Raw genomic sequence first — 22,129 nt, 5'->3', positions numbered from 1 at the left:
GGGGTTGGGCTCCCGATGTAGGTCGAAAAAGGCGCTGGAGGCAGCGCCGAAGTGCTTGAAGAGTAAGCCGGGGTCAGGGGCCAAACAATCCGATAATCGACTAACCGTTCGATAATCGAACAGATTGTTGCCTGGCTATCAATCACCTCAAATCCCTGTAGGAGCCGGCTTGCCGGCGATGGCGATCCTGAAATCACTGCAAGGCTCCAAGGCTCCAAGGCCTCATCGCCGGCAAGCCGGCTCCTACATCAGGTGGCGTCGGCGTGGCTGACGAAGCCCTTGATCAGCACCGCCGTGGTGGCCAATGCAGCGGGAATCACCAACGCCGTCAGTACCTGCTCGAAATTCCAACCCAACCCCAACAGCGTGGCGCCCATCCACGCGCCGAGGATCGCGCCAAAACGCCCAATCCCCAGCATCCAGGACACCCCGGTCGCCCGCCCCTGGGTCGGGTAAAACCGCGCAGCCAGCGAAGGCATGGCCGATTGCGCGCCGTTGACACACATCCCGGCGATCAACACCAGGGTGGCCAGGAGAGTGATGTTGCCCAGGCTCTGGCCCACCGCGTAGGCAAACACCCCCGCCAGTAAGTAGAAAGTACCGATGACCTTGTGCGGATTGAACCGATCCATGGCCCAACCCACGCCCACGGCGCTGAGCACGCCACCAAACTGGAACAGCGCTCCGATGAACGCTGCCTGTTCCATGCTGGCGCCGCTGTCGCGCATCAGGGTCGGCAACCAACTGGTCAACAGGTACACAATCACCAGGCCCATGAAGTAAGTCAGCCACAGCAACAGGGTGCCGGCGCTGTAGGTGCCGGAGAAGATCACCGCGAACACATTGCGCGCCTTGACGGTTTTCTGTTCCGGGACACTGAAGCTGGCGGCCTGGGCGACGGTGACCGGATCGATGGGTGCCAGGGCCTTGCGCACCTTGTCCGTGCCACGATTGCGCACCACCAGGTAGCGCGCCGATTCCGGCAACCACAGCACCAGTACGCCTACCAGGATCAATGGCAGGATGCCGCCGAGCAGCAGCAGGCTGTGCCAGCCGAACATCGGGATCAGCTTGGCCGAGATAAACCCGCCACCGGCCATGCCCAGGTTGAAGCCGCAGAACATGCTGGTCACCAGCAACGATTTGTGACGCTCCGGGGTGTATTCGGACAGCAGGGTCGTCGCATTCGGCATACCGGCGCCAAGGCCCAGGCCGGTCAGGAACCGCAACACCAGCAGTTGATCAACGTTGCTGCTGTAGGCCGAAGCCAGGCTGAACGCGCCGAACACCAGCACCGCGCCCACCAGCACCACCTTGCGCCCGAAACGGTCGGCCAAGGGCCCGGAGCCCAGGGCACCAAACACCATGCCGATCAACGCGGCGCTCATCACCGGGCCGAGGCTGGCACGGTCGATGCCCCAATCCTGGGACAGCGCCGGCGCAATAAAGCCCATGGCCGCGGTGTCCAGGCCGTCGAGAAAGACAATCAGGAAACACAGGATCACCACCCGCCATTGATAGCGGGACAGCGGTTGCGCATTGATAAAGGACTGCACGTCCAGACACGTACCAACAGAAGGCGAAGGCTGATTCATTATTTTTATTTCCACACCGATGGCGGGCGGACGACGGTGAGTCGTCATTATTATTGGGGCGAAACCAGAACTGCGGCGGTAGGCGCCGTCGCGGTCAATCACGCTGCCGCGACATTAATAAGCCAGGGCAAACACCGTCAATTCGTCAAACCGGGATCTGTGCGGTCACCGAACAGCTTAAGCAAACAGCTGGGCGCTCAGCTCCTGGCTAGCAGAGAGCATGCTCGGCAGGAAGCGCTGCTCTAGTTCGCTACGGCTGACCCGCCCGGCGTGGGTGCTGACGTTCAGCGCGGCCAGCACCTGGCCAGACGCGTCATACACCGGCACGGCAATGGAACGCAGGCCCTGCTCCAGTTCCTGGTCGACAATGCACCAGCCTTGCTGGCGCACTTGCTGCAGGCATTCAAGCAAGGCTTCGGGGGTGGTCAAGGTGCGGCTGGTCTTGGTTTGCAGGTCGGCATGGTCGAGGTAGTCCTGCAAAGACGCATCATCCAGGGCGGCCAGCAGGATCCGGCCCATGGAGGTGCAATAGGCCGGCAGCCGGCCCCCGACCGACAGATCCACCGAGATCAGGCGCTGGGTCGTGGCGGAACGGGCGATGTAAAGGATGTCGTCACCTTCCAGGGTCGCCATGTTGCAGGCTTCGTGCAGTTGCTCGCTCATGCGGTCCAGGTAAGGCTGGGCCGAAACCGCCAGGGGCGTGGAAGACAGATAGGCATGCCCCAGGGTCAAGACCTTGGGCAATAGGGAATAGGTGCGCCCGTCCGTGGTGGCGTAGCCGAGCTTGATCAAGGTGTGCAGGCAACGTCTGACGGCAGCGCGGGGGATTTCCGTGCGGTGGCTGATCTGCGCGATGGTCAAGTGGCGCTTGCGCTCCTGGAATGCCTGGACCACCGCCAATCCGCGGGCCAGGGAGGTCATGAAGTCCGGATCGCCGGTAAACGCCTGGATGCGCTTGGCCGGAGACGCAACGATCGGCGGCGCCACTGAGGCAAAGGAGTTGCGCAATTGATCGTTCATTTCAGGTCCTTTCTCTTATTTTCGACCGCCATTACAAGCCGGCAGGCAACGGATGTACAAGGCAAGGGCGCCAACATTGGGCGATTATCGGACGGTGATTCGATAATCGCAATTTACAGCCAGGTTGCGCCGGGGATGCCGCTGCACTGAACAATTAATGCCAAGCTTAATTTCAACTGTCACATGCAGGTAATTAAGCAAGTGTGGCGCCAAGTTCTCGACACTATTGGTCTGATGTTTCAAAAGGCAAAGTTGACGATTTTTAACTTGTTGGCGATAGTCTTATCCAAATGCGCCGCTATAATGCACCCTGTGACAATGTAGAGCTGGCCTGACGCGTGATCTTCGATCCCGCCGAACCTGGCCTTTGCCTTGTCCAGGCCTTGGTCGCAAGTACCCAGCCCTGAAAATCAAAACTGTTGCTACGACAGTTGTTCTTCCCCCGGTGCCGTGGCCGCGTGTAATACAGAAGTGGTAGATCGTTGCCCTTTACTGATATCGCGCTTCACCGGAATCAAACTCAACTCAATTAGGTAACAATGTGACGAAAGACGAACTGCGCGCGGAACTTGAGCGCCAGGAACAACGTTACAAGGATGTTTACGGCGGGGAAGTCACCACCTACGCCGCCCAACCAGAGCCGGAGCGCAAACCATGGCGCAAACGAGCCAGCCTGCTCGACCAGGCGTTTGCCCAGGAAATCCAAAAGATCGAAAAGGACCTCAAGACCGAAGAGCCATAAGCCTGTCGGACTGAGCCTTCCTGGCAAGTCATTGCCCTGCCAGCACCTCCTGGCAGGGGCGCCTTGGGCATGCCCTCCAATCGTCAGTTTCGGCGACCTTGCGAAATTTCATACAAGCGTTTCAGACACTTTACCCAAAGTGTCGCACCCCGCTCTGCCCCCTGTATTCTTTACAAATCAATGAGTTGCCAAACCCCCGAAATATCTGGTAGCCGCACCCCGCTGCCAAACTAATTCGTTGAAGAATGTTACCGGCGAGCAGCTAGTGCATAGATTACTGAGGTTTTCTGGCATAATCGCGCCCCCTTACGACCGGGTCATAAAACCTTCATGATCGATTTATTCAGCGGACTGGATGCCTGGGTTCTTGTGAGCCTATTGCTCGCCCTCGCCTTTGTCCTCGCCTTCGAGTTCATCAATGGCTTTCATGACACCGCTAACGCGGTGGCCACAGTCATCTATACCAAAGCGATGCCGCCGCACCTGGCCGTATTCTTTTCCGGGGTGTTCAACTTCCTTGGCGTGTTGCTCGGCGGGGTAGGCGTTGCCTATGCCATCGTGCATCTGCTGCCGGTGGAGTTGCTGATCAATGTCAACACCGGCCATGGCCTGGCCATGGTGTTTTCATTATTAGCCGCGGCCATCACCTGGAATCTCGGCACCTGGTACTTCGGGATCCCGGCATCCAGTTCCCACACCCTGATCGGTTCGATCCTCGGTGTTGGCCTGGCCAATGCCCTGATCAACGACATTCCGCTGGCAGACGGGGTCAACTGGCAGAAAGCCATTGATATCGGTGCCTCGCTGGTGTTCTCGCCCATGGCCGGCTTCCTGGTCGCAGCCCTGGTGTTGATTGGCCTTAAATGGTGGCGTCCGCTGTCCAAGATGCACAAGACTCCGGACCAGCGCCGCAAGCTCGACGACAAGAAACACCCGCCGTTCTGGAACCGCCTGGTACTGGTGATTTCCGCGATGGCCGTGAGTTTCGTGCATGGTTCCAACGACGGTCAGAAAGGTATCGGCCTGATCATGCTGGTGCTGATTGGTATCGTGCCCGCGCAGTTCGTACTCGATCTGGGCAGCACCACTTACCAGATCGAGCGAACCCGCGACGCCACCCTGCACCTCAACCAGTTCTACCAGCGCAACCACGAAACCCTCGGCGAATTCCTTGCCCTGGGCAAAAGTGTCAGAGACGACCTGCCCGGCAAGTTCCGTTGCAACCCGCAACAGACCGAACCGACCATCAACGCCCTTCTTGGCACATTGAAGGGTGTATCCGACTACCACTCCTTGACCTCCGAGCAGCGCATTGAAGTCCGTCGCTACCTGCTGTGCCTGGACGATACCGCGAAGAAAGTCGGCAAGCTGCCAGGCCTTGATTCCCGCGAGAAGTCGGACCTGGAAAAACTGCGTAAAGACCTGACTGCCACCACCGAATACGCCCCGTTCTGGGTGATCCTTGCCGTGGCCCTGGCCCTTGGCCTGGGCACCATGGTGGGCTGGAAGCGGGTGGTACTGACCATCGGCGAGAAAATCGGCAAGCAGGGCATGACCTATGCCCAGGGCATGTCGGCGCAAATCACCACCGCCACCATGATTGGTTTTGCCAATATCTTCGCCCTGCCGGTGTCCACCACCCACGTGCTGTCTTCGGGTGTGGCCGGGACCATGGTCGCGAACAAGAGCGGCCTGCAAGGCGGCACCGTGAAGACCATCCTGATGGCCTGGATCCTGACTCTGCCGGCCACGGTGAGCCTGTCGGCCGGGTTGTTCTGGCTGGCGTCCAAGGCGTTGGGCAGTTAACCGACAACGCAATTAAAAAAGGCGTGACCTGCGAGGGTCGCGCCTTTTTTTGTGCTTCTGTGGGACAGGGAACTAAACACCGGGCAAAAAAAGGGCGACCGAAGTCGCCCAAAATGCCTTGCGTGCTCATGTAACCCGGAAAAACCTATGGTTTTTTACGCTTGTTCGCGTCTTTCCAGATAAAAAATCCAAACCCTACAAAAAACAGCACCATGAGGCCGACAGTCAGCACCCCGGCAAAAACCACATTATCGAAAAACATGACCGGCCTCCTGCTCTTGCCCTGTTGCGATGGGGCTAAGTTAACCAAGAAGTCGGGGGGAGAAATTGACGGGGATCAATGTCGCCCGCAACGGGGCGTAAAGAAGGGAAATAACTGACCTGAATCAACAGATTCAGGGCATTTCAGCGCTTTTTGCCTTTGTTTTTCGACTTTTTCTTCGCCTTGCCCAACGGCATGGCCTGCTCGAACGCCTGGCGCACGTCATTAAGGCGCTTGTCATTGAGGTCATGGACCCGTTTGGCCCGCTCGGCATTCAGGTCGATCAGCTTGTCGTCACTCATGGCATGGCTTACGTGGTGGCTGGAGTGCCTCAATAATGCGGCCTGGCCCGCCCGGGGGTCAAACCTCGACGTCCACCCACAACCCCTGGCGGGGCGCGTCCTCGATCAGCGGCGCGACCGGTACCGTATTGTCGGCGTTGAGTTCATCACCCGGGATGGCCAGGTGCTGCTCGGGATCTTCGTCGGCCTCGCGCCGGCGTTTCTGCTGTTCCTGCTGGCGTCGTTGTTCCTCGCGCAGCATCAGGGTCGATTGCTCGGCGTCGCGGTGCTTGAGGTCGATGGTGCTTTCGTTGGAGCTCGGCTGCGCAGGCACCACCGGCGGGATATCGGGCTTTTGGCGCACGGGGTCGAGTTGTGACGTGACCGGCACAACACTCAAGGGCAAGATCGGTGGCAGCATAATTATTAGTCTCCTGTCAGCAGGCTGTCGGCTGGTGCACTGGCGACTTGAGCCTGGGGCCGCCAACTTGTGACCCAGTCGTCAGTTACCCGTGCCCTGCCACCCGTCGAATCGCCCTCTTTGATCCCTGCAAGCGGGGTAGTTTTTGTCAGAGTCCTTTGGCTGGGGGCCTTGTTCCGTTAGAATAGTCGGCTTTTTCACGGCGGGAGTCAGGCAGCATGGCGCAGCAGTATCAACCGGGGCAACGCTGGATTAGTGACAGCGAAGCAGAGCTGGGGTTAGGCACCGTTCTCGCACAGGACGGCCGCTTGTTGACCGTGCTCTATCCGGCCACTGGCGACACCCGCCAGTATGCGCTACGGAATGCGCCCCTCACTCGCGTGAGGTTTTCGCCGGGTGACACCATCACCCACTTCGAAGGCTGGAAAATGACCGTGCGCGAGGTCGACGATGTCGACGGCCTGCTGGTCTACCACGGCCTCAATGGGCAGAACGAGCAGGTCACCCTGCCGGAAACCCAACTGTCGAATTTCATCCAGTTCCGCCTCGCCAGCGACCGTCTGTTCGCCGGCCAGATCGACCCGCTGGCCTGGTTCTCCCTGCGCTACCACACCCTGGAACACACCAGCCGCCAATTGCAGTCCGCGCTCTGGGGCCTGGGCGGCGTACGTGCGCAGCCGATTGCACACCAATTGCACATTGCCCGCGAAGTCGCTGACCGTATCGCGCCACGGGTGCTGCTGGCCGACGAAGTGGGCCTGGGCAAGACCATCGAAGCCGGCCTGGTGATCCATCGCCAACTGCTGTCCGGGCGCGCCAATCGCGTGCTGATCCTGGTCCCGGAAAACCTGCAGCACCAATGGCTGGTAGAGATGCGCCGGCGTTTCAACCTGCAGGTCGCGCTGTTCGACGAAGAACGTTTTATCGAAAGCGATGCCAGCAACCCGTTCGAAGACACCCAGCTTGCGCTGGTGGCCCTGGAATGGCTGGTGGACGACGAAAAAGCCCAGGACGCGCTGTTCGCCGCCGGCTGGGACTTGATGGTGGTCGACGAAGCGCACCACCTGGTCTGGCACGAAGAAAAAGCCAGCGCTGAATACCAACTGGTCGAGCAACTGGCCGAGACCATTCCCGGCGTGCTGCTGCTGACCGCAACCCCGGAACAACTGGGCCAGGACAGCCACTTCGCCCGTCTGCGCCTGCTGGACCCGAACCGTTTCCACGACGTCAAAGCCTTCCGCGCCGAGAGCGAGAACTATCGCCCGGTGGCCGAAGCGGTCCAGGAATTGATGGACAAGGGCCGCCTCTCGCCGGCCGCGCACAAGACTATCCAGGGCTTCCTCGGCAACGAAGGCGAAGCGCTGCTGGCTGCCGTCAACGATGGCGACACCGAAGCCAGTGCGCGCCTGGTGCGTGAGCTGCTGGATCGTCACGGCACCGGCCGCGTGCTGTTCCGTAACACCCGCGCCGCGGTGCAAGGCTTCCCTGAGCGCAAGCTGCACGCCTACCCGTTGCCGTGCCCGGACGAGTACCTGGAACTGCCGTTGGGCGAGCATGCCGAGCTGTACCCGGAAGTCAGCTTCCAGTCGCAGCCCGATATCGAAGAAGAAAACCGCTGGTGGCGCTTCGATCCGCGCGTCGAGTGGTTGATCGACCAGTTGAAGATGCTCAAGCGCACCAAGGTCCTGGTGATCTGCGCCCACGCCGAAACCGCCATGGACCTGGAAGACGCCCTGCGCGTGCGTTCCGGCATCCCGGCCACGGTGTTCCACGAGGGCATGAACATCCTCGAGCGGGACCGCGCCGCCGCCTACTTCGCCGATGAAGAGTTCGGCGCCCAGGTGCTGATCTGTTCGGAAATCGGCAGTGAAGGCCGCAACTTCCAGTTCGCCCACCACCTGGTGCTGTTCGACCTGCCATCGCACCCGGACTTGCTGGAGCAACGCATCGGGCGTCTGGACCGGATCGGCCAGAAGCATGTGATCGAACTGCACGTGCCGTACCTGGAAACCAGCCCGCAAGAGCGGCTGTTCCAGTGGTACCACGAAGCCCTGAACGCCTTCCTCAATACCTGCCCGACCGGCAACGCCTTGCAGCACCAGTTCGGCCCGCGCCTGCTGCCGCTGCTGGAAAATGCCGACGACGGCGAATGGCAAGCGCTGATCGACGAAGCCCGCGCCGAGCGCGAGCGCCTGGAAGCCGAGCTGCACACTGGTCGCGACCGTTTGCTGGAGCTCAACTCCGGTGGCGCTGGCGAAGGTGACGCACTGGTCGAGGACATCCTGGAGCAAGACGACCAGTTCACCCTGCCGATCTATATGGAAACCCTGTTCGATGCGTTTGGCATCGACAGCGAAGACCATTCGGAAAACGCACTGATCCTCAAGCCCAGCGAAAAAATGCTCGACGCCAGCTTCCCCCTCGGCGACGACGAAGGCGTGACCATCACCTACGACCGCAACCAGGCGCTGTCGCGCGAAGACATGCAGTTCATTACCTGGGAGCACCCGATGGTCCAGGGCGGCATGGATCTGGTGCTGTCCGGCTCCATGGGCAACACCGCCGTGGCGCTGATCAAGAACAAGGCGCTCAAGCCGGGCACCGTGTTGCTGGAGCTGCTCTACGTCAGCGAAGTAGTGGCGCCGCGTTCGCTGCAACTGGGTCGCTACCTGCCGCCGGCAGCATTGCGCTGCCTGCTGGATGCCAATGGCAATGACCTGTCGGGCCGGGTGTCCTTCACCACTCTGAACGACCAGCTGGAAAGCGTGCCCCGGGCCAGCGCCAACAAGTTCGTACAGGCCCAGCGCGACCAACTGACGCCACGGATCAACGCCGGCGAAGAGAAAATCGCCCCGCGCCACGCCGAACGTGTGGCCGAGGCGCAACGCCGCCTGGCAGCGGACACCGACGAAGAGCTGGCGCGCCTGACCGCCCTGCAAGCCGTCAACCCGACCGTGCGCGACAGCGAACTGGTTGCCCTGCGCCAACAGCGCGAGCAAGGCCTGGCCATGCTCGACAAGGCGGCGCTGCGGTTGGAGGCGATTCGGGTGTTGGTCGCCGGTTGATCCGCGCCCTGCCCTGATGAACAAAAAGGCCCGCGCAATGCGGGCCTTTTTTATGGGGTTTTGCGGGCCTCATCGCAGGCAAGCCAGCTCTCACAGTGATCGGTGCGCTAACTGACAACTCGGTTAACTGTGGGAGCTGGCTTGCCTGCGATGGCATCACCTCGGTTTCAAGCTGTAGCCGCCGCTGCCGGCACCTCAACCCTCCCCAACCCATCCTTCATCCGCTTGGCATCGCGCACAAAACACCGTGAAGCCTGGAACAGAAACAGCATGGTCAGGAACAACGCTACCGGAATCAGGTACATAGCGTCATGCAGGCCCACGGCCTTGAACGCCTCGGTCATTTGCTCGGCACCCGCTGCGTACATCGCCGCATGGGCAAAGTGATCAGACAGAGCGCCCACCACCACCGGCCCCATGCCACCGCCCAGCAGATACAGGCCGGCGAAGAACAACGCCATGGCCGTCGCCCGCAGGCGTGGCTCCACCACGTCCTGGATCGCCGTGTACACACAGGTGTAGAAGTTATAGGCGAACAGCCAGCCCACACTGAACACCGCGACAAACACCCCTATCTCGATGCGCCCCGCATGCAGGGCCCAGGCCGTGCATACCGTGGAGATAATCAGGCTGAAGGCGGCAAACAGCAGCCGACCGTTGGCAATGCGCTGGTGAATCTTGTCCGCCACCAGGCCGCCCAGGGTCAGGCCGAACAGGCCCGTCACGCCGACAATCACCCCGGTCGCCACGGCCGCTTCTTGCAGCGGCATCAAAAAGTACCGTTGCAGCATCGGCACCAGGAACGAGTTGCAGGCATAGGTCGCAAAGTTGAAACACAGCCCCGCCAGCACCAGCCACAGGAAGGTGGGTACCGCCAACACGCGGCGGATCGGCCGGTCGACTTTCTCCTGGGAAACCTGCACGGTTTCGGCCGCACCGCGCTTGGGTTCCTTGATGTAAAACATGAACACCGCGAGGATCAGCCCCGGGATGGCCGCAATAAAGAACGGCGCTCGCCAGCTGTCGAACGCCTTGACCATCGCGCCGATGGTGAAGAACGCCAGCAACAGCCCCAGGGGCAGGCCCAGCATGAAAATCCCCATGGCCCGGGCGCGACGGTGGGCCGGGAACAGGTCGCCGATCAGCGAGTTGGCGGCCGGCGCATAACTGGCTTCGCCAATGCCGATGCCCATGCGCACCAGCAGGAAGGTCCAGAAGCTGCCGACCATGCCGTTGACTGCCGTCAACGCGCTCCAACTCGCCAGGCCCCAGCCCATCAGCTTGCTGCGCGAACCGGTATCGGCCAGGCGCCCCAGGGGCAAGCCGGCAATGGCGTAGACGATGGTGAACGCGGTGCCGATGATGCCGAGCTGGAAGTCACTGAGGTGCCATTCCATGCGGATCGGCTCGATGATGATCGCCGGGATCGTGCGATCAAAGAAGTTGAACAGGTTGGCCAGGAACAGCAGGAACAGAATGCGCCAGGCATTCGCCGCTTGGGTCGAGTTCTGCATGGGTCCGTCTCTTTTATTGTTATAGAGGCTCGATGCCGACGCATCCTGCCCGGAACCTGCAATCTAGTCAGGCACGGCGCGGTTGTCTGTAATGATTCGTAAAGCTGATAGGGCGTAATTTCATCCAGGACAGCGGGGTTTTGCCCGGCAAAAAAATAAGCACCCGCCCCCCTTCCCAAGCGCCTTGGCAGGAATAGAATAGCGAGCCTTCCGCAGTTCCCCCCTTACCTCTTATTGATGACGTGCCATGTCCGATGCCAGTCCGTGTCTGAATTGCGGTGCCTGCTGTTCACACTTTCGCGTGTCTTTCTTTTGGGGCGAATGCGCCTCATCAGGCGGCACCGTGCCCGATGAACTGGTGGTACAGATCAACCCCAGCCGGGTGGCGATGATCGGCACCGACCAGAAACCGGCACGCTGTTGCAGCCTGGAGGGCGAAGTGGGTAGCGGCACCCGCTGTTCAATCTATGAGCAGCGTTCCAGCGTGTGCCGGGAGTTCGAGGCGTCGTGGAGCCAGGGTGAAGTCAACGTCGATTGCGACGCCGCACGCGCGGCATTTGGCCTGGCGCCGCTGGAACAGCCGCCTTACGAGTTTGAGCTGCCCATCAGCGCTTAGCACCATTGGCTATGGCCAGCATGCCAAAATCGAAGAAATCAAAATGCCATTACGGCTTGCGATTCCGTTGAGCCTTCTATACTCGATTCCATAGGTCATCGCCGCGCGCAGTGACACGAGATGACTCTGTAACGGGACATGCTATGGAATGGCTGGGTCTGCATTTTTTTACCCCCCTTCCCGAGAGCGGGCATTTATTAATCGATTGCACCCATAACCCCTTCCTGGTGCTACTGGCGTACCTGGTTGCCTGCGCAGCGGGCTTCGGCACCCTGGACATGGCCGAACGGGTCGGCCACGTCGACAACCTGACGGCAAGACGCCGCTGGCGCTGGATCGGCGCCGGTTGCCTGGCTGGCGGGATCTGGTCGACGCACTTCATCAGCATGCTGGCGTTCCAGGCGCCCATCGCCATCCATTACGAACTGTTCATGACCTTTGCTTCGTTGCTGATCGCCATGATCGCGGCGATGTTCGCCATGCAAACCCTCAGTCATGCACAACTGCGCTTTCATCAGTACCTGGTGGCGTCCATCTGGATGGGCCTGGGCATCGCCCTGATGCATTACGTGGGCATGTCCGCCATGCGCTCCGAGGCCCAGGTGTATTTCTCCAGCGGGCTGTTCGGGTTATCGATAGCAATCGCCATTGGCGCCAGCCTCGCGGCCTTGCTGCTGTCCCGTTACCTGCGCAATGGCAGCGGGATGTTCCACCAATTGCTCAAGTACGGTGCCAGCCTGGTGCTGGGCGCCGGCATTATCAGCATGCACTTCACCGGCATGGCCGCCATGCAATTGCTGGTGCCCACCGGGGCCGCGCCGTCGTTGCCGATCGATAACAACCCCATGCAGCTGGGGCTGTCGGTGGCTGTCATTACGTTGCTGGTGATCGGCAGCAGCATCAGCGCGGCCCTCGCCGACAAGAAACTGCAGCACAAGGAGCGCGACCTGCGGCGAGTCAATGCCTTGCTGAGCGAGCTGGACCAGGCGCGGGCGTCCCTGCAGCAAGTGGCCCATTACGACGCCTTGACCAGCCTGCTCAATCGCCGGGGCTTCAACCAGATCTTCGCTGAAAAACTCGCGCAGAAAACCCAGGCTGGGGGCATGCTGGCGGTGATCTTCCTCGACATCGACCACTTCAAGCGGATCAACGACAGCCTGGGCCACGACGCCGGCGACGAACTGCTGACGGTGCTGGCTGGCCATATCAAGAGTTCGGTGCGCAGCCACAATGATGTGGTGGCGCGGTTCGGCGGCGATGAGTTCTGCATCCTGATCAACATCCATCATCGCGATGAAGCGCGGCACATGGCCCAGCGCATCATGCAAAAAATGAAAGAGCCCATCGAACTGGCCGGTCGACGCATGGTGATGACCACCAGCATCGGCATCAGTGTATTTCCCGAGGACGGGACCACCAGCGAGGAACTGCTGAAAACCGCCGACCTGGCGCTGTACCAGTCCAAGGATGGCGGGCGCAACAGCCTCAACTTCTTCAGTTCCAACCTCAAAACCCGGGCCTCTCTTGAACTGCAGTTGGAAGAGGAGCTGCGTAACGCGTTACGCAGCCAAAAAGAACTGGTCCTGCACTACCAACCCATCCTGGACCTGCGTAAAGGCAAGGTCACCCGGCTCGAAGCCCTGGTGCGCTGGCAACATCCCCTGCATGGCTTGCTGGCGCCAGACCGGTTTATCGGCATTGCCGAAAACAACGGCCTGATCGCCGAGCTGGACAACTGGGTACTGCGCCAGGCCTGTGCCGACCTGGGCTGGCTGACGGACCAGGGCCACCCGGACCTGACCATGGCCGTCAACTGTTCGGCCCTGAACCTGGCCCGTGACGAGTTGGCCGATGAGATCGAATACGCCTTGCGCAGCAGTGGCATCGCCGCCAGCCGCCTGGAGCTGGAAGTCACGGAAAATGCCTTGATGGGCAACATCAGCAGCACCCTGGTCCTGCTGCGGCAAATCCGCGCGCTGGGTGTCGCGCTGTCCATCGATGACTTCGGCACCGGCTATTCCTCGCTCTCCTACCTCAAGCGCCTGCCCCTCAATACACTGAAGATCGATCGCTCCTTTATCCAGGACATCCCCAAGTCCACCACCGATATGGAGATTGTCCAGGCGATCATCGGCATGGCCCACACCCTACATTTGCAGGTGATCACCGAAGGCGTGGAAACCCCGCAGCAACTGGAGCTGCTGGTCAAGCATGGCTGCGATTACGTGCAGGGCTACCTGCTCAGCGCGGCGGTGCCGGCCAGTGAAGTCAGCGCGGTGATCACCGCGCTTGACCAGCACAACCCGCTCACACCGCTAAGCCTGGCGGGCGGCAAGGACGCCTCTTCGGTTGTACGTCCCATCCGCTGAAGCGCAGCAGCCTTGGCATTTCGCCATCATTTTGATTAAAGAACGCCGACGAACGGCCGATTCATGAGAGTCCGGCGTCGCTTTTCCCTAGAAACAATAGGGTTAAGACTGATCGCCGAGACCTAAAACGCACTGTAAAAGTCGCGAACTCTCACTCGGTGATGGCTCTTTAATGCTTTCCAGCCATCCGTCCAGGCACATGGCGCACAATGACTTCTAAAAATAACCCTGTTACTGCGGTATCCGACGTGTTGCTCACAGCTCCTGCGGAAAAACCCTCAGGCTCAAAGTCATTGCACAGTCAACGTGCGCTGGGCACCCAGCAATACCTGTACTTCACCGAGACCAACACCGACCGCATCCTCGACAACCTCGACGGCCTGCGCGACATGGTCTTCCCGCGCCCGCCGCACCTTGAGGGTGACAGCGAGTTGCGCAGCGAGCAGGAGTTTCCCTCGGTCTGCCTGATCGGCCTGGGGCGCTGCGGTTCCAACATCGCCCTGGATGTGGCGGAGTTGGTGTACAACGCCCGCAAGTTCTACCTGAACGAGTTCAGCACCGAAGACAAATCCTACGTTGAAAAGGGCTACAGCCCAGCCCAATGGATCCGCAACAACCTGCGCCTGGGCGCCAGCAAGGCCAGCAAGCCGGTGTTCCTGGTAGAACCATTGGTGATGCTCGGCGACCTGGATAAGGACATTGCCGGGCGCATCCGCTTCTCGCGCAAGGGCGAGAAAAGCGGCTTTTTGCGCGACTACAGCAAGATGAAGATCATGGACCTGTCGGAAGTGCATGCCGGCGGCGCCGGTAACGCCCCGATCCTGGGCCAGTACCTGGCCAAGATCATCCTCAATAAGGATACCCAGCGGTTTTCCAGCCCCGACTGGAAGATGATCCACTCGTACCTGATCGACTCCTGCGGGATCAAGGCCAACCAGTCGCGCCTGTATTTCTCGATTTTCAGCGCCGGCGGTGGCACCGGCTCGGGCATGGCCTCGGAGTTTGGCCTGGCCCAGCAACACTCGTACATGAACAAGACCTTCGACACCAAGCCCGCCGACGAGCACGACAGCAAGAGCGGCCATGCCTTCGTGTTCGAGCCGATCTTCACCAGCGGCATCTGTGTGCTGCCGAACATCTCCGATCACCGCAGCGAAATGTCCGAGGCGCTGCATATCAACGCCGGTCGGCTGCTGTGCAAGTACCTGTCGGAGGAATGGGACTTCTCGTACAACTTCGACAATGAAGACAGCAGCGAGGCCAGCGTCAAAGGCCGTATCCGCCCGTGGAACGCGATGATGCTGATCTCCAACGACATCATGCGTTACGCCGAAGAAAGCGACGACGGCAACATCCAGAACATTGACGTCAATGCCATGGAAAAACACGCCAACCAGTACATCTCACAGCAGATCTTCAACATTCTGACGGCCCAGGCGGTGACGACCGACTACGACCAGAACTATTTCCGCCGTGCCGGCATCGATATCGGTGAAACCATTCGCCTGGACGCCAACGACCTGTTCATGAGCCTGGCCGGGCCGGTGGCAATTGCCTATGCCGAGTCGGTCGTGCCGGAAACCCCGGCGCCGAGCAACGACAAGTTCAAGGTGTTTGAAAAAGAACCCCAGCGCCTGAACATCGATGACTTGTTCTTCCGCTCCATCGACCTGCCTCACTTCAATAAGGTCACCCAGGCCATTGAAGGCATCAGCCTGTTGCCGATCGAATCCAAGCGCTACAAGGCGTCCCTGGAGCAATACAAGAATTCCGGCTATGACGCGGCGGCCCTGCATGACCTGCACTTCTTCAAGAACTGCTCGTCGGTGGTGTCTATCGTCTCCCTGCCCAAGGACTACAAGCTGTCCTATATGGACCTGAACCGGCTCAAGACCCACCTCAACAGCCTGTTCCCCAACACCACGCTCAAGCGCTACGCCCTGGTGATCGGCGCTTCGGCCAACCTGTCACTGACCACCCTGATCGCCAAGAGCCCGTGCCTGTCGGATGATTTCCTGACGTTGATCGTGGCCTTTATCAAACGCTGCTTTGCCCGCAACCCGTACCGTTTCGACGAGACGCTGGACAATTCGATCCTGGATTTCATCATCCACGAAGACTTCGACGAGGACCGTATCGACGAGTTGCTCAACGAATTCGAGAACCCGGCGAAAATCCTCGATACCAACTGGTACGCGATCAAGCCGATGTATGAGAAGAAGTACCGCGAGCTGATCAACGACAAGGAGAAGTTTGTCTCGATCAACGACATACGTCTGTCGCGCGATTGCGTGAAGAAGGCGATCAAGTACCTGCGTGAGATTTATCGTCACCGGATTGGCAAGACCAAGGTTATTTCCTTGAATAACCATACGGGCAAGACCGCCTAGACCGCGGCGCGGCCTTCGCGAGCAAGCCCGCTCCCACAGTTGACCGAGGTCTACCCTTGGAATGCGGTCGACTGTGGGAGCGGGCTTGCTCGCGAAAGCGGTCTGCCAGGCGACAATATCCATAACCTTGCCACACCAAGAAACAATTCCCCCGGCCATTCGCGGCCCGCAAAACTGTTCCCATGACGTTTACGTCACCCTCCCTTGTGACCTTTCTTCACGGCCAGTTGCCATCATGGGCAAAGCGGTTACTCCGCTACACACTTTTAAAGGCGCGAAACTCGCACCATTTCGGTGCCTGCGTTTAGTTGGATGCCCTTTCCTGGATCAGAATCCACGGCGAAACCACCACCGCCCACAGGCTCGGATTACGCTCCACCAGGTCCAATGCCCGCGTCGCAGACACTTCGCCAAGGCTCCCCGAGGCCAGCCAGGCAGCCACTTTGTCCCGACTGTCCTCGGCCATCCCCTCGGCCGCTTCGATCAAATCCAGACCGGCGTCGACCCACAATAGGGCACCCTTGGCGAAGAACGGTTCAAGCTCCTTCCAGGAAATTTCCGCGGTTTCGCCGAGCAGCTTGGCATAGAGGGTGCTAGGTTCTTGCGTCATGGGAACTCACCTGAGGAAAAAATCGGCGCAATCATACCGTCGAGGCTTCCCCAGAAAAACCCAGTTGCAATTGAGGCACCGATTGAAAGTGTCAGGAACGCCAAGGATTGCCCGAGACTCTGGCATTCACCCGCCGCAATTCTGTCTTTTTCTTTCATTTAAGCGACATACCCGGGGTTTGCCCCCAGCAGCTAGCTTTTCAAGCGATCAACCGGCGCTCTACACTGTACCGGTACAGTTGCCAGGCCGCTGCCGGGGGGATATCCGAGATATCTGATCCGGTTCTGTAGCCCACAAGGCCGCTAGAACTATAAAAAATACAACAGTAAGAGTGGAGCACTATGAATAAGGCTACTAAGCAGATTTCCAAACTGTTTGCCGCTATGGTCCTGGCTGGGGTTGCCGGCCATTCGTTCGCAGCTGACACCATCAAGATCGGTATTGCCGGCCCTAAAACCGGCCCTGTGACCCAATACGGCGATATGCAATTCATGGGTGCCAAGCAAGCCATCAAGGACATCAACGCCAAGGGCGGTGTCGACGGCAAAATGCTCGAAGCCAAGGAATACGACGACGCTTGCGACCCTAAACAAGCCGTTGCCGTAGCCAACAAAGTGGTCAACGACGGCGTCAAGTTCGTGGTCGGCCACCTCTGCTCCAGCTCCACTCAACCTGCAACCGACATCTACGAAGACGAAGGCGTGATCATGATCACCCCGGCGGCTACCAGCCCGGAAATCACCGCCCGTGGCTACAAGCTGATCTTCCGTACCATCGGCCTGGACAGCGCCCAGGGCCCTGCGGCCGGCAACTACATCGCCGACCACGTCAAGCCGAAGGCCGTCGCAGTCCTGCACGACAAGCAACAATACGGTGAAGGCATCGCCACTGCGGTCAAGCAGACCCTCGAAGGCAAAGGCATCAAGGTTGCCGTGTTCGAAGGCCTGAACGCCGGCGACAAGGACTTCTCCTCGATTATCCAGAAGCTCAAGCAAGCCAACGTCGACTTCGTCTACTACGGCGGCTACCACCCAGAACTGGGCTTGATCCTGCGCCAGGCCCAGGAAAAAGGCCTGAAAGCCAAGTTCATGGGCCCGGAAGGCGTGGGCAACGACTCCATCTCGCAAATCGCCCAGAAAGCCTCCGAAGGCCTGCTGGTCACCCTGCCGAAATCCTTCGACGCCGACCCTGCGAACAAGGCCATCGTCGACGCACTCAAGGCTGACGGCAAAGACCCAAGCGGTCCGTTCGTGTTCCCGGCCTACTCGGCGGTTGAAATCATCGCTGGCGGCATCGCTGCTGCAAAAAGCGAAGACACCACCAAAGTGGCCGAGGCCATCCACGCGGGTACCTTCAAGACCCCGACCGGCGACCTGAGCTTCGATAAGAACGGCGACCTGAAAGACTTCAAGTTCGTGGTCTACGAATGGCACTTCGGCCAACCAAAAACCGAAGTATCCCCTCAGTAAGCCAGGCGTTACTGGACAACAAGCCCACTGTGCAAGCAGTGGGTTTTGTTTTACGAGGTTTATGGGCCACGCACCCGCGATCCGGGCGCTGGCTCACCTGAAAATCTTAAAACCGTCACCAGCGGTTCGCTGGCAAATGCTTTGTGCAAATGTGCTCACAGAACACAGCACCAGGCTGGAAGATGACTCCACCAGTGAAATGCGTATCGGGTTTTTAGGAGCGCTGTAATGCCTGAGATCTATCATTTTTTCCAACAGCTGGTTAATGGCCTGACCATTGGCAGCACCTATGCCTTGATAGCCATTGGCTACACAATGGTTTACGGCATCATTGGAATGATCAACTTCGCCCACGGCGAGGTGTACATGATTGGCTCCTACGTGGCGTTCATCGCCATTGCCGGGCTGGCCATGATGGGTATCCACTCCCTGCCGCTGTTGATGACTGCCGCGTTCCTTGCGTCAATCGTCGTAACCAGTGCCTACGGCTACAGTATCGAACGCGTTGCATACCGCCCCCTGCGTGGCAGCAACCGCCTGATCCCGTTGATTTCCGCCATCGGCATGTCGATTTTCCTGCAGAACACCGTATTGCTGTCCCAGGACTCCAAGGACAAGTCCATTCCCAACCTGATCCCGGGGAGCTTTTCCTTCGGTCCAGGTGGCGCACAAGAAGTGCTGATTTCCTACATGCAGATCCTGGTCTTCGTCGTCACCCTGGTGGCCATGCTGGGCCTGACCCTGTTCATCTCCCGCTCCCGTCTGGGGCGCGCCTGCCGGGCCTGCGCCGAAGACATCAAGATGGCCAACCTGCTGGGCATCAACACCAACAACATCATTGCCCTGACCTTCGTCATCGGCGCCGCACTGGCCGCCGTCGCTGCCGTGTTGCTGAGCATGCAGTATGGCGTGATCAACCCCAACGCCGGCTTCCTGGTGGGGCTCAAAGCCTTCACTGCGGCGGTCCTCGGCGGCATCGGCAGTATTCCGGGCGCGATGCTCGGCGGGCTGGTGCTGGGTGTGGCCGAAGCGTTTGGTGCCGATATCTTCGGCGACCAGTACAAGGACGTGGTGGCCTTCGGTCTATTGGTTCTGGTGCTGTTATTCCGGCCGACCGGCATCCTGGGCCGTCCGGAGGTTGAGAAAGTATGAGCAGATATCTTAAATCGGCGTTTTTCAGCGCCTTGCTGGTATGGGCCGTGGCCTTTCCGGTACTCGGGCTCAAGTTGAGCATTGTCGGGATCAACCTTGAAGTACACGGCACCGGACCGGTGACGCTGACCATCATTGCCCTGTGCTCGGTGCTGATGTTCCTGCGGGTGCTGTTCACCCAGCAGGTCGGGGCGCTGCTCAAGTCCAATCGTGGCCCGCTGGTCTCGCCCAAGGTCAGCCAATTCCTGACCCTGCCGCGCACCCAGCGCTACATCATCATCGGCCTGATCGTGGCCGCGTTGATCTGGCCATTCTTCGGCTCCCGTGGTGCGGTGGATATCGCCACCCTGATCCTGATCTACGTGCTGCTGGGCCTGGGCCTGAACATCGTGGTGGGCCTGGCCGGCCTGCTCGACCTGGGTTATGTGGGTTTCTACGCGGTGGGTGCCTACACCTACGCGCTGCTCTCGCACTACCTGGGCTGGAGCTTCTGGATCTGCCTGCCATTGGCCGGCATGGCAGCGGCGACGTTCGGCTTCCTGCTGGGCTTCCCGGTATTGCGCTTGCGCGGTGACTACCTGGCCATCGTGACCCTGGGTTTTGGTGAGATCATCCGTCTGTTCCTGCGTAACCTCACTGATATCACCGGCGGCCCCAACGGCATCAGCAGCATTCCCAAGCCAACGTTCTTCGGCTTGTCGTTTGATCGCTCCGCTGCCGAGGGCATGCAGACCTTCCACGAGTACTTCGGGATTGCCTACAACCCGGTGAGCAAAGTGGTGTTCCTGTACCTGGTCGCCCTGTTGCTGGCCCTGGCCGCGCTGTTCGTGATCAACCGCCTGCTGCGCATGCCGATCGGGCGTGCCTGGGAAGCGCTGCGTGAAGACGAAATCGCCTGCCGTGCGCTGGGCCTGAACCCGACCATCATCAAGCTCTCCGCCTTCACCCTGGGTGCCGCGTTCGCCGGTTTCGCCGGCAGCTTCTTTGCCGCTCGCCAAGGCCTGGTGACACCGGAGTCGTTCACCTTCATCGAGTCGGCAATCATCCTCGCCATCGTGGTATTGGGTGGCATGGGCTCGCAGTTGGGCGTGATCCTCGCGGCCATCGTGATGATCCTGCTGCCGGAACTGATGCGTGAATTCAGCGAGTACCGCATGTTGATGTTCGGCGCGATGATGGTGCTGATGATGATCTGGCGCCCTCAAGGCCTGCTGCCCATGCAACGTCCACATATGGAGCTGCGCAAATGAGCCGCGAGATCCTGAAAGTCGAAAACCTGAGCATGCGCTTCGGCGGCTTGCTGGCGGTCAATGGCGTCGCCCTGACCGTCAAAGAGAAACAAGTGGTCGCGTTGATCGGCCCCAACGGCGCCGGCAAGACTACGGTGTTCAACTGCCTGACCGGTTTCTACAAGCCGGCCGGTGGCAGCATCCTGCTGGACGGCCAGCCGATCCAGGGCCTGGCCGGTCACCAGATTGCCCGCAAGGGCGTGGTGCGGACCTTCCAGAACGTGCGGTTGTTCAAGGACATGACCGCCGTGGAAAACCTGCTGATCGCCCAGCACCGGCACCTGAACACCAATTTCTTCGCGGGCCTGTTCAAGACCCCGGCGTTTCGCAAGAGCGAGCGCGAGGCCATGGAATACGCCGCGTACTGGCTGGACAAGGTCAACTTGACCGAGTTTGCCAACCGCCCGGCCGGCACCCTGGCCTATGGTCAGCAACGTCGCCTGGAAATCGCCCGCTGCATGATGACCCGCCCGCGGATCCTGATGCTCGACGAACCGGCTGCGGGCCTCAACCCCAAGGAAACCGAAGACCTCAAGGCGTTGATCGGTGTGCTGCGTGAAGAAAACAACGCCACCGTGCTGCTGATCGAACACGACATGAAACTGGTCATGAGCATTTCCGACCATATCGTCGTGATCAACCAGGGCACGCCATTGGCCAACGGGACGCCGGAGCAGATCCGCGACAACCCGCAAGTGATCAAAGCCTATTTGGGGGAAGCGTAAATGCTGCAATTCGAAAACGTTTCCACTTTCTACGGCAAGATCCAGGCCCTGCACGACGTCAACGTGGAAGTGCGCCAGGGCGAAATCGTCACCCTGATCGGCGCCAACGGTGCCGGCAAGTCCACCCTGCTGATGACCCTGTGCGGTTCGCCCCAGGCTCACAGCGGCAGCATCCGCTACATGGGTGAGGAACTGGTGGGCCAGCACTCGGCGGCGATCATGCGCAAGAGCATTGCCGTGGTCCCGGAAGGCCGTCGGGTGTTTGCCCGCCTGACCGTGGAAGAGAACCTGGCCATGGGCGGGTTCTTCACCGATAAGGGCGACTACCAGGAGCAGATGGACAAGGTGCTGCACCTGTTCCCTCGGCTCAAGGAGCGCTTCAGCCAGCGCGGCGGCACCATGTCCGGTGGCGAACAGCAAATGCTTGCCATCGGTCGTGCGCTGATGAGCAAGCCCAAGCTGCTGTTGCTGGACGAGCCCTCCCTGGGCCTGGCGCCGATCATCATCCAGCAGATCTTCGATATCATCGAGCAGCTGCGCAAGGACGGTGTGACGGTGTTCTTGGTGGAGCAGAACGCCAACCAGGCGTTGAAAATTGCCGACCGCGCCTATGTGCTGGAAAACGGCCGGGTGGTGATGCAGGGCAGCGGCGAACAACTGCTGACCGATCCGAAAGTGCGCGAGGCGTACCTGGGCGGCTAAAAACGGTTGCTGGATGAACCGGACCAACATGTGGGAGCGGGCTTGCCCGCGATGGCGGTGTGTCAGTGCTGGATGTATTGGCTGACACGCCTCTATCGCGA

The 22,129-nt window shown here is 59.9% G+C and carries 19 protein-coding genes; 11 read left to right on the top strand and 8 right to left on the bottom strand.

Going from position 1 to position 22,129, the window contains the following annotated elements; translation table 11 throughout:
- Positions 1 to 248: 248 nt before the first annotated feature.
- Together HBO05_RS25915 and pcaR are read right to left on the bottom strand one after the other, a co-directional pair.
- Positions 249 to 1,595, bottom strand: coding sequence for an MFS transporter (locus HBO05_RS25915; RefSeq protein ID WP_170042899.1), 1,347 nt, complete (start codon positions 1,593 to 1,595; stop codon positions 249 to 251).
- A 177-nt stretch (positions 1,596 to 1,772) separates the two neighbouring features.
- Positions 1,773 to 2,615, bottom strand: coding sequence for a pca regulon transcriptional regulator PcaR (pcaR, locus tag HBO05_RS25910; RefSeq protein WP_029297080.1), 843 nt, complete (start codon positions 2,613 to 2,615; stop codon positions 1,773 to 1,775).
- Positions 2,616 to 3,156: 541 nt separating this feature from the next.
- Here pcaR and HBO05_RS25905 point away from each other — a divergent pair.
- Both HBO05_RS25905 and HBO05_RS25900 read left to right on the top strand, forming a co-directional pair.
- Positions 3,157 to 3,357, top strand: coding sequence for a hypothetical protein (locus tag HBO05_RS25905; protein WP_169955512.1), 201 nt, complete (start codon positions 3,157 to 3,159; stop codon positions 3,355 to 3,357).
- Positions 3,358 to 3,687: 330 nt separating this feature from the next.
- A complete protein-coding gene (locus tag HBO05_RS25900) occupies positions 3,688 to 5,163 on the top strand; it encodes an inorganic phosphate transporter (protein WP_115127556.1) in 1,476 nt (491 codons plus the stop codon).
- Positions 5,164 to 5,308: 145 nt separating this feature from the next.
- Here HBO05_RS25900 and ccoM read toward each other — a convergent pair whose 3' ends face one another.
- From ccoM to HBO05_RS25890, 3 genes are all read right to left on the bottom strand, one after another.
- Positions 5,309 to 5,425, bottom strand: coding sequence for a cytochrome c oxidase subunit CcoM (gene ccoM / locus HBO05_RS29450; protein WP_029297086.1), 117 nt, complete (start codon positions 5,423 to 5,425; stop codon positions 5,309 to 5,311).
- A 143-nt stretch (positions 5,426 to 5,568) separates the two neighbouring features.
- On the bottom strand, positions 5,569 to 5,727 hold the full coding sequence (locus HBO05_RS25895; protein WP_170058354.1) for a hypothetical protein: 159 nt from the start codon (positions 5,725 to 5,727) through the stop codon (positions 5,569 to 5,571).
- A gap of 58 nt (positions 5,728 to 5,785) precedes the next feature.
- Positions 5,786 to 6,127: an aspartate-semialdehyde dehydrogenase gene (locus HBO05_RS25890; RefSeq protein ID WP_172314576.1), complete on the bottom strand. Its 342-nt coding sequence runs from the start codon at positions 6,125 to 6,127 to the stop codon at positions 5,786 to 5,788.
- Positions 6,128 to 6,345: 218 nt separating this feature from the next.
- On the opposite strand from HBO05_RS25890, the gene rapA reads away from it, so the two are divergent.
- The gene (gene rapA, locus HBO05_RS25885) at positions 6,346 to 9,192 is read left to right on the top strand and encodes an RNA polymerase-associated protein RapA (RefSeq protein WP_169955510.1); all 2,847 of its coding nucleotides are present in this window, start codon (positions 6,346 to 6,348) and stop codon (positions 9,190 to 9,192) included.
- 167 nt (positions 9,193 to 9,359) lie between these two features.
- On the opposite strand, the gene HBO05_RS25880 is transcribed toward rapA, so the two are convergent.
- Positions 9,360 to 10,706 carry an MFS transporter gene (locus HBO05_RS25880; protein ID WP_115127555.1) on the bottom strand — a complete coding sequence of 449 codons (1,347 nt, stop codon included), beginning with the start codon at positions 10,704 to 10,706 and terminating at the stop codon, positions 9,360 to 9,362.
- A gap of 247 nt (positions 10,707 to 10,953) precedes the next feature.
- Between HBO05_RS25880 and HBO05_RS25875 the strand changes: the two genes are divergently transcribed.
- The 3 genes from HBO05_RS25875 to HBO05_RS25865 all read left to right on the top strand — a co-directional run bounded on the left by HBO05_RS25875 (position 10,954) and on the right by HBO05_RS25865 (position 16,081).
- Entirely contained in the window at positions 10,954 to 11,322 is a 369-nt protein-coding gene (locus HBO05_RS25875; RefSeq protein ID WP_057439824.1) for a YkgJ family cysteine cluster protein, read from the top strand.
- Positions 11,323 to 11,465: 143 nt separating this feature from the next.
- Positions 11,466 to 13,691: a bifunctional diguanylate cyclase/phosphodiesterase gene (locus tag HBO05_RS25870; protein WP_172314574.1), complete on the top strand. Its 2,226-nt coding sequence runs from the start codon at positions 11,466 to 11,468 to the stop codon at positions 13,689 to 13,691.
- Positions 13,692 to 13,900: 209 nt separating this feature from the next.
- Positions 13,901 to 16,081: a hypothetical protein gene (locus HBO05_RS25865; RefSeq protein WP_169955506.1), complete on the top strand. Its 2,181-nt coding sequence runs from the start codon at positions 13,901 to 13,903 to the stop codon at positions 16,079 to 16,081.
- 304 nt (positions 16,082 to 16,385) lie between these two features.
- On the opposite strand, the gene HBO05_RS25860 is transcribed toward HBO05_RS25865, so the two are convergent.
- Both HBO05_RS25860 and HBO05_RS25855 read right to left on the bottom strand, forming a co-directional pair.
- On the bottom strand, positions 16,386 to 16,691 hold the full coding sequence (locus tag HBO05_RS25860; RefSeq protein ID WP_170042903.1) for a DUF2288 domain-containing protein: 306 nt from the start codon (positions 16,689 to 16,691) through the stop codon (positions 16,386 to 16,388).
- Complete coding sequence (locus HBO05_RS25855) at positions 16,688 to 16,849, bottom strand: hypothetical protein (protein WP_169955504.1); 162 nt, start codon at positions 16,847 to 16,849, stop codon at positions 16,688 to 16,690. Before HBO05_RS25855 ends, HBO05_RS25860 begins: the two co-directional genes overlap by 4 nt.
- A 183-nt stretch (positions 16,850 to 17,032) precedes the next feature.
- Here HBO05_RS25855 and HBO05_RS25850 point away from each other — a divergent pair, with 183 nt between their 5' ends.
- The 5 genes from HBO05_RS25850 to HBO05_RS25830 all read left to right on the top strand — a co-directional run bounded on the left by HBO05_RS25850 (position 17,033) and on the right by HBO05_RS25830 (position 22,028).
- Positions 17,033 to 18,160 (top strand): branched-chain amino acid ABC transporter substrate-binding protein, encoded by a 1,128-nt coding sequence (locus HBO05_RS25850; RefSeq protein ID WP_169955503.1) that lies wholly within the window; start codon positions 17,033 to 17,035, stop codon positions 18,158 to 18,160.
- Positions 18,161 to 18,388: 228 nt separating this feature from the next.
- Positions 18,389 to 19,312 carry a high-affinity branched-chain amino acid ABC transporter permease LivH gene (livH, locus tag HBO05_RS25845; RefSeq protein WP_169955502.1) on the top strand — a complete coding sequence of 308 codons (924 nt, stop codon included), beginning with the start codon at positions 18,389 to 18,391 and terminating at the stop codon, positions 19,310 to 19,312.
- Positions 19,309 to 20,562 (top strand): high-affinity branched-chain amino acid ABC transporter permease LivM, encoded by a 1,254-nt coding sequence (locus tag HBO05_RS25840; RefSeq protein WP_029297111.1) that lies wholly within the window; start codon positions 19,309 to 19,311, stop codon positions 20,560 to 20,562. The genes livH and HBO05_RS25840 overlap by 4 nt, the downstream gene beginning before the upstream one ends.
- Entirely contained in the window at positions 20,559 to 21,326 is a 768-nt protein-coding gene (gene livG / locus HBO05_RS25835; RefSeq protein ID WP_169955501.1) for a high-affinity branched-chain amino acid ABC transporter ATP-binding protein LivG, read from the top strand. Before HBO05_RS25840 ends, livG begins: the two co-directional genes overlap by 4 nt.
- Positions 21,327 to 22,028 carry an ABC transporter ATP-binding protein gene (locus HBO05_RS25830; RefSeq protein WP_029297115.1) on the top strand — a complete coding sequence of 234 codons (702 nt, stop codon included), beginning with the start codon at positions 21,327 to 21,329 and terminating at the stop codon, positions 22,026 to 22,028. It begins immediately after the preceding gene.
- Positions 22,029 to 22,129 lie beyond the last annotated feature (101 nt).

The organism is Pseudomonas sp. WS 5079 (genome assembly GCF_012985465.1).
Classification (GTDB): domain Bacteria; phylum Pseudomonadota; class Gammaproteobacteria; order Pseudomonadales; family Pseudomonadaceae; genus Aquipseudomonas.
This window is presented reverse-complemented; position numbering and strand designations above follow the sequence as displayed.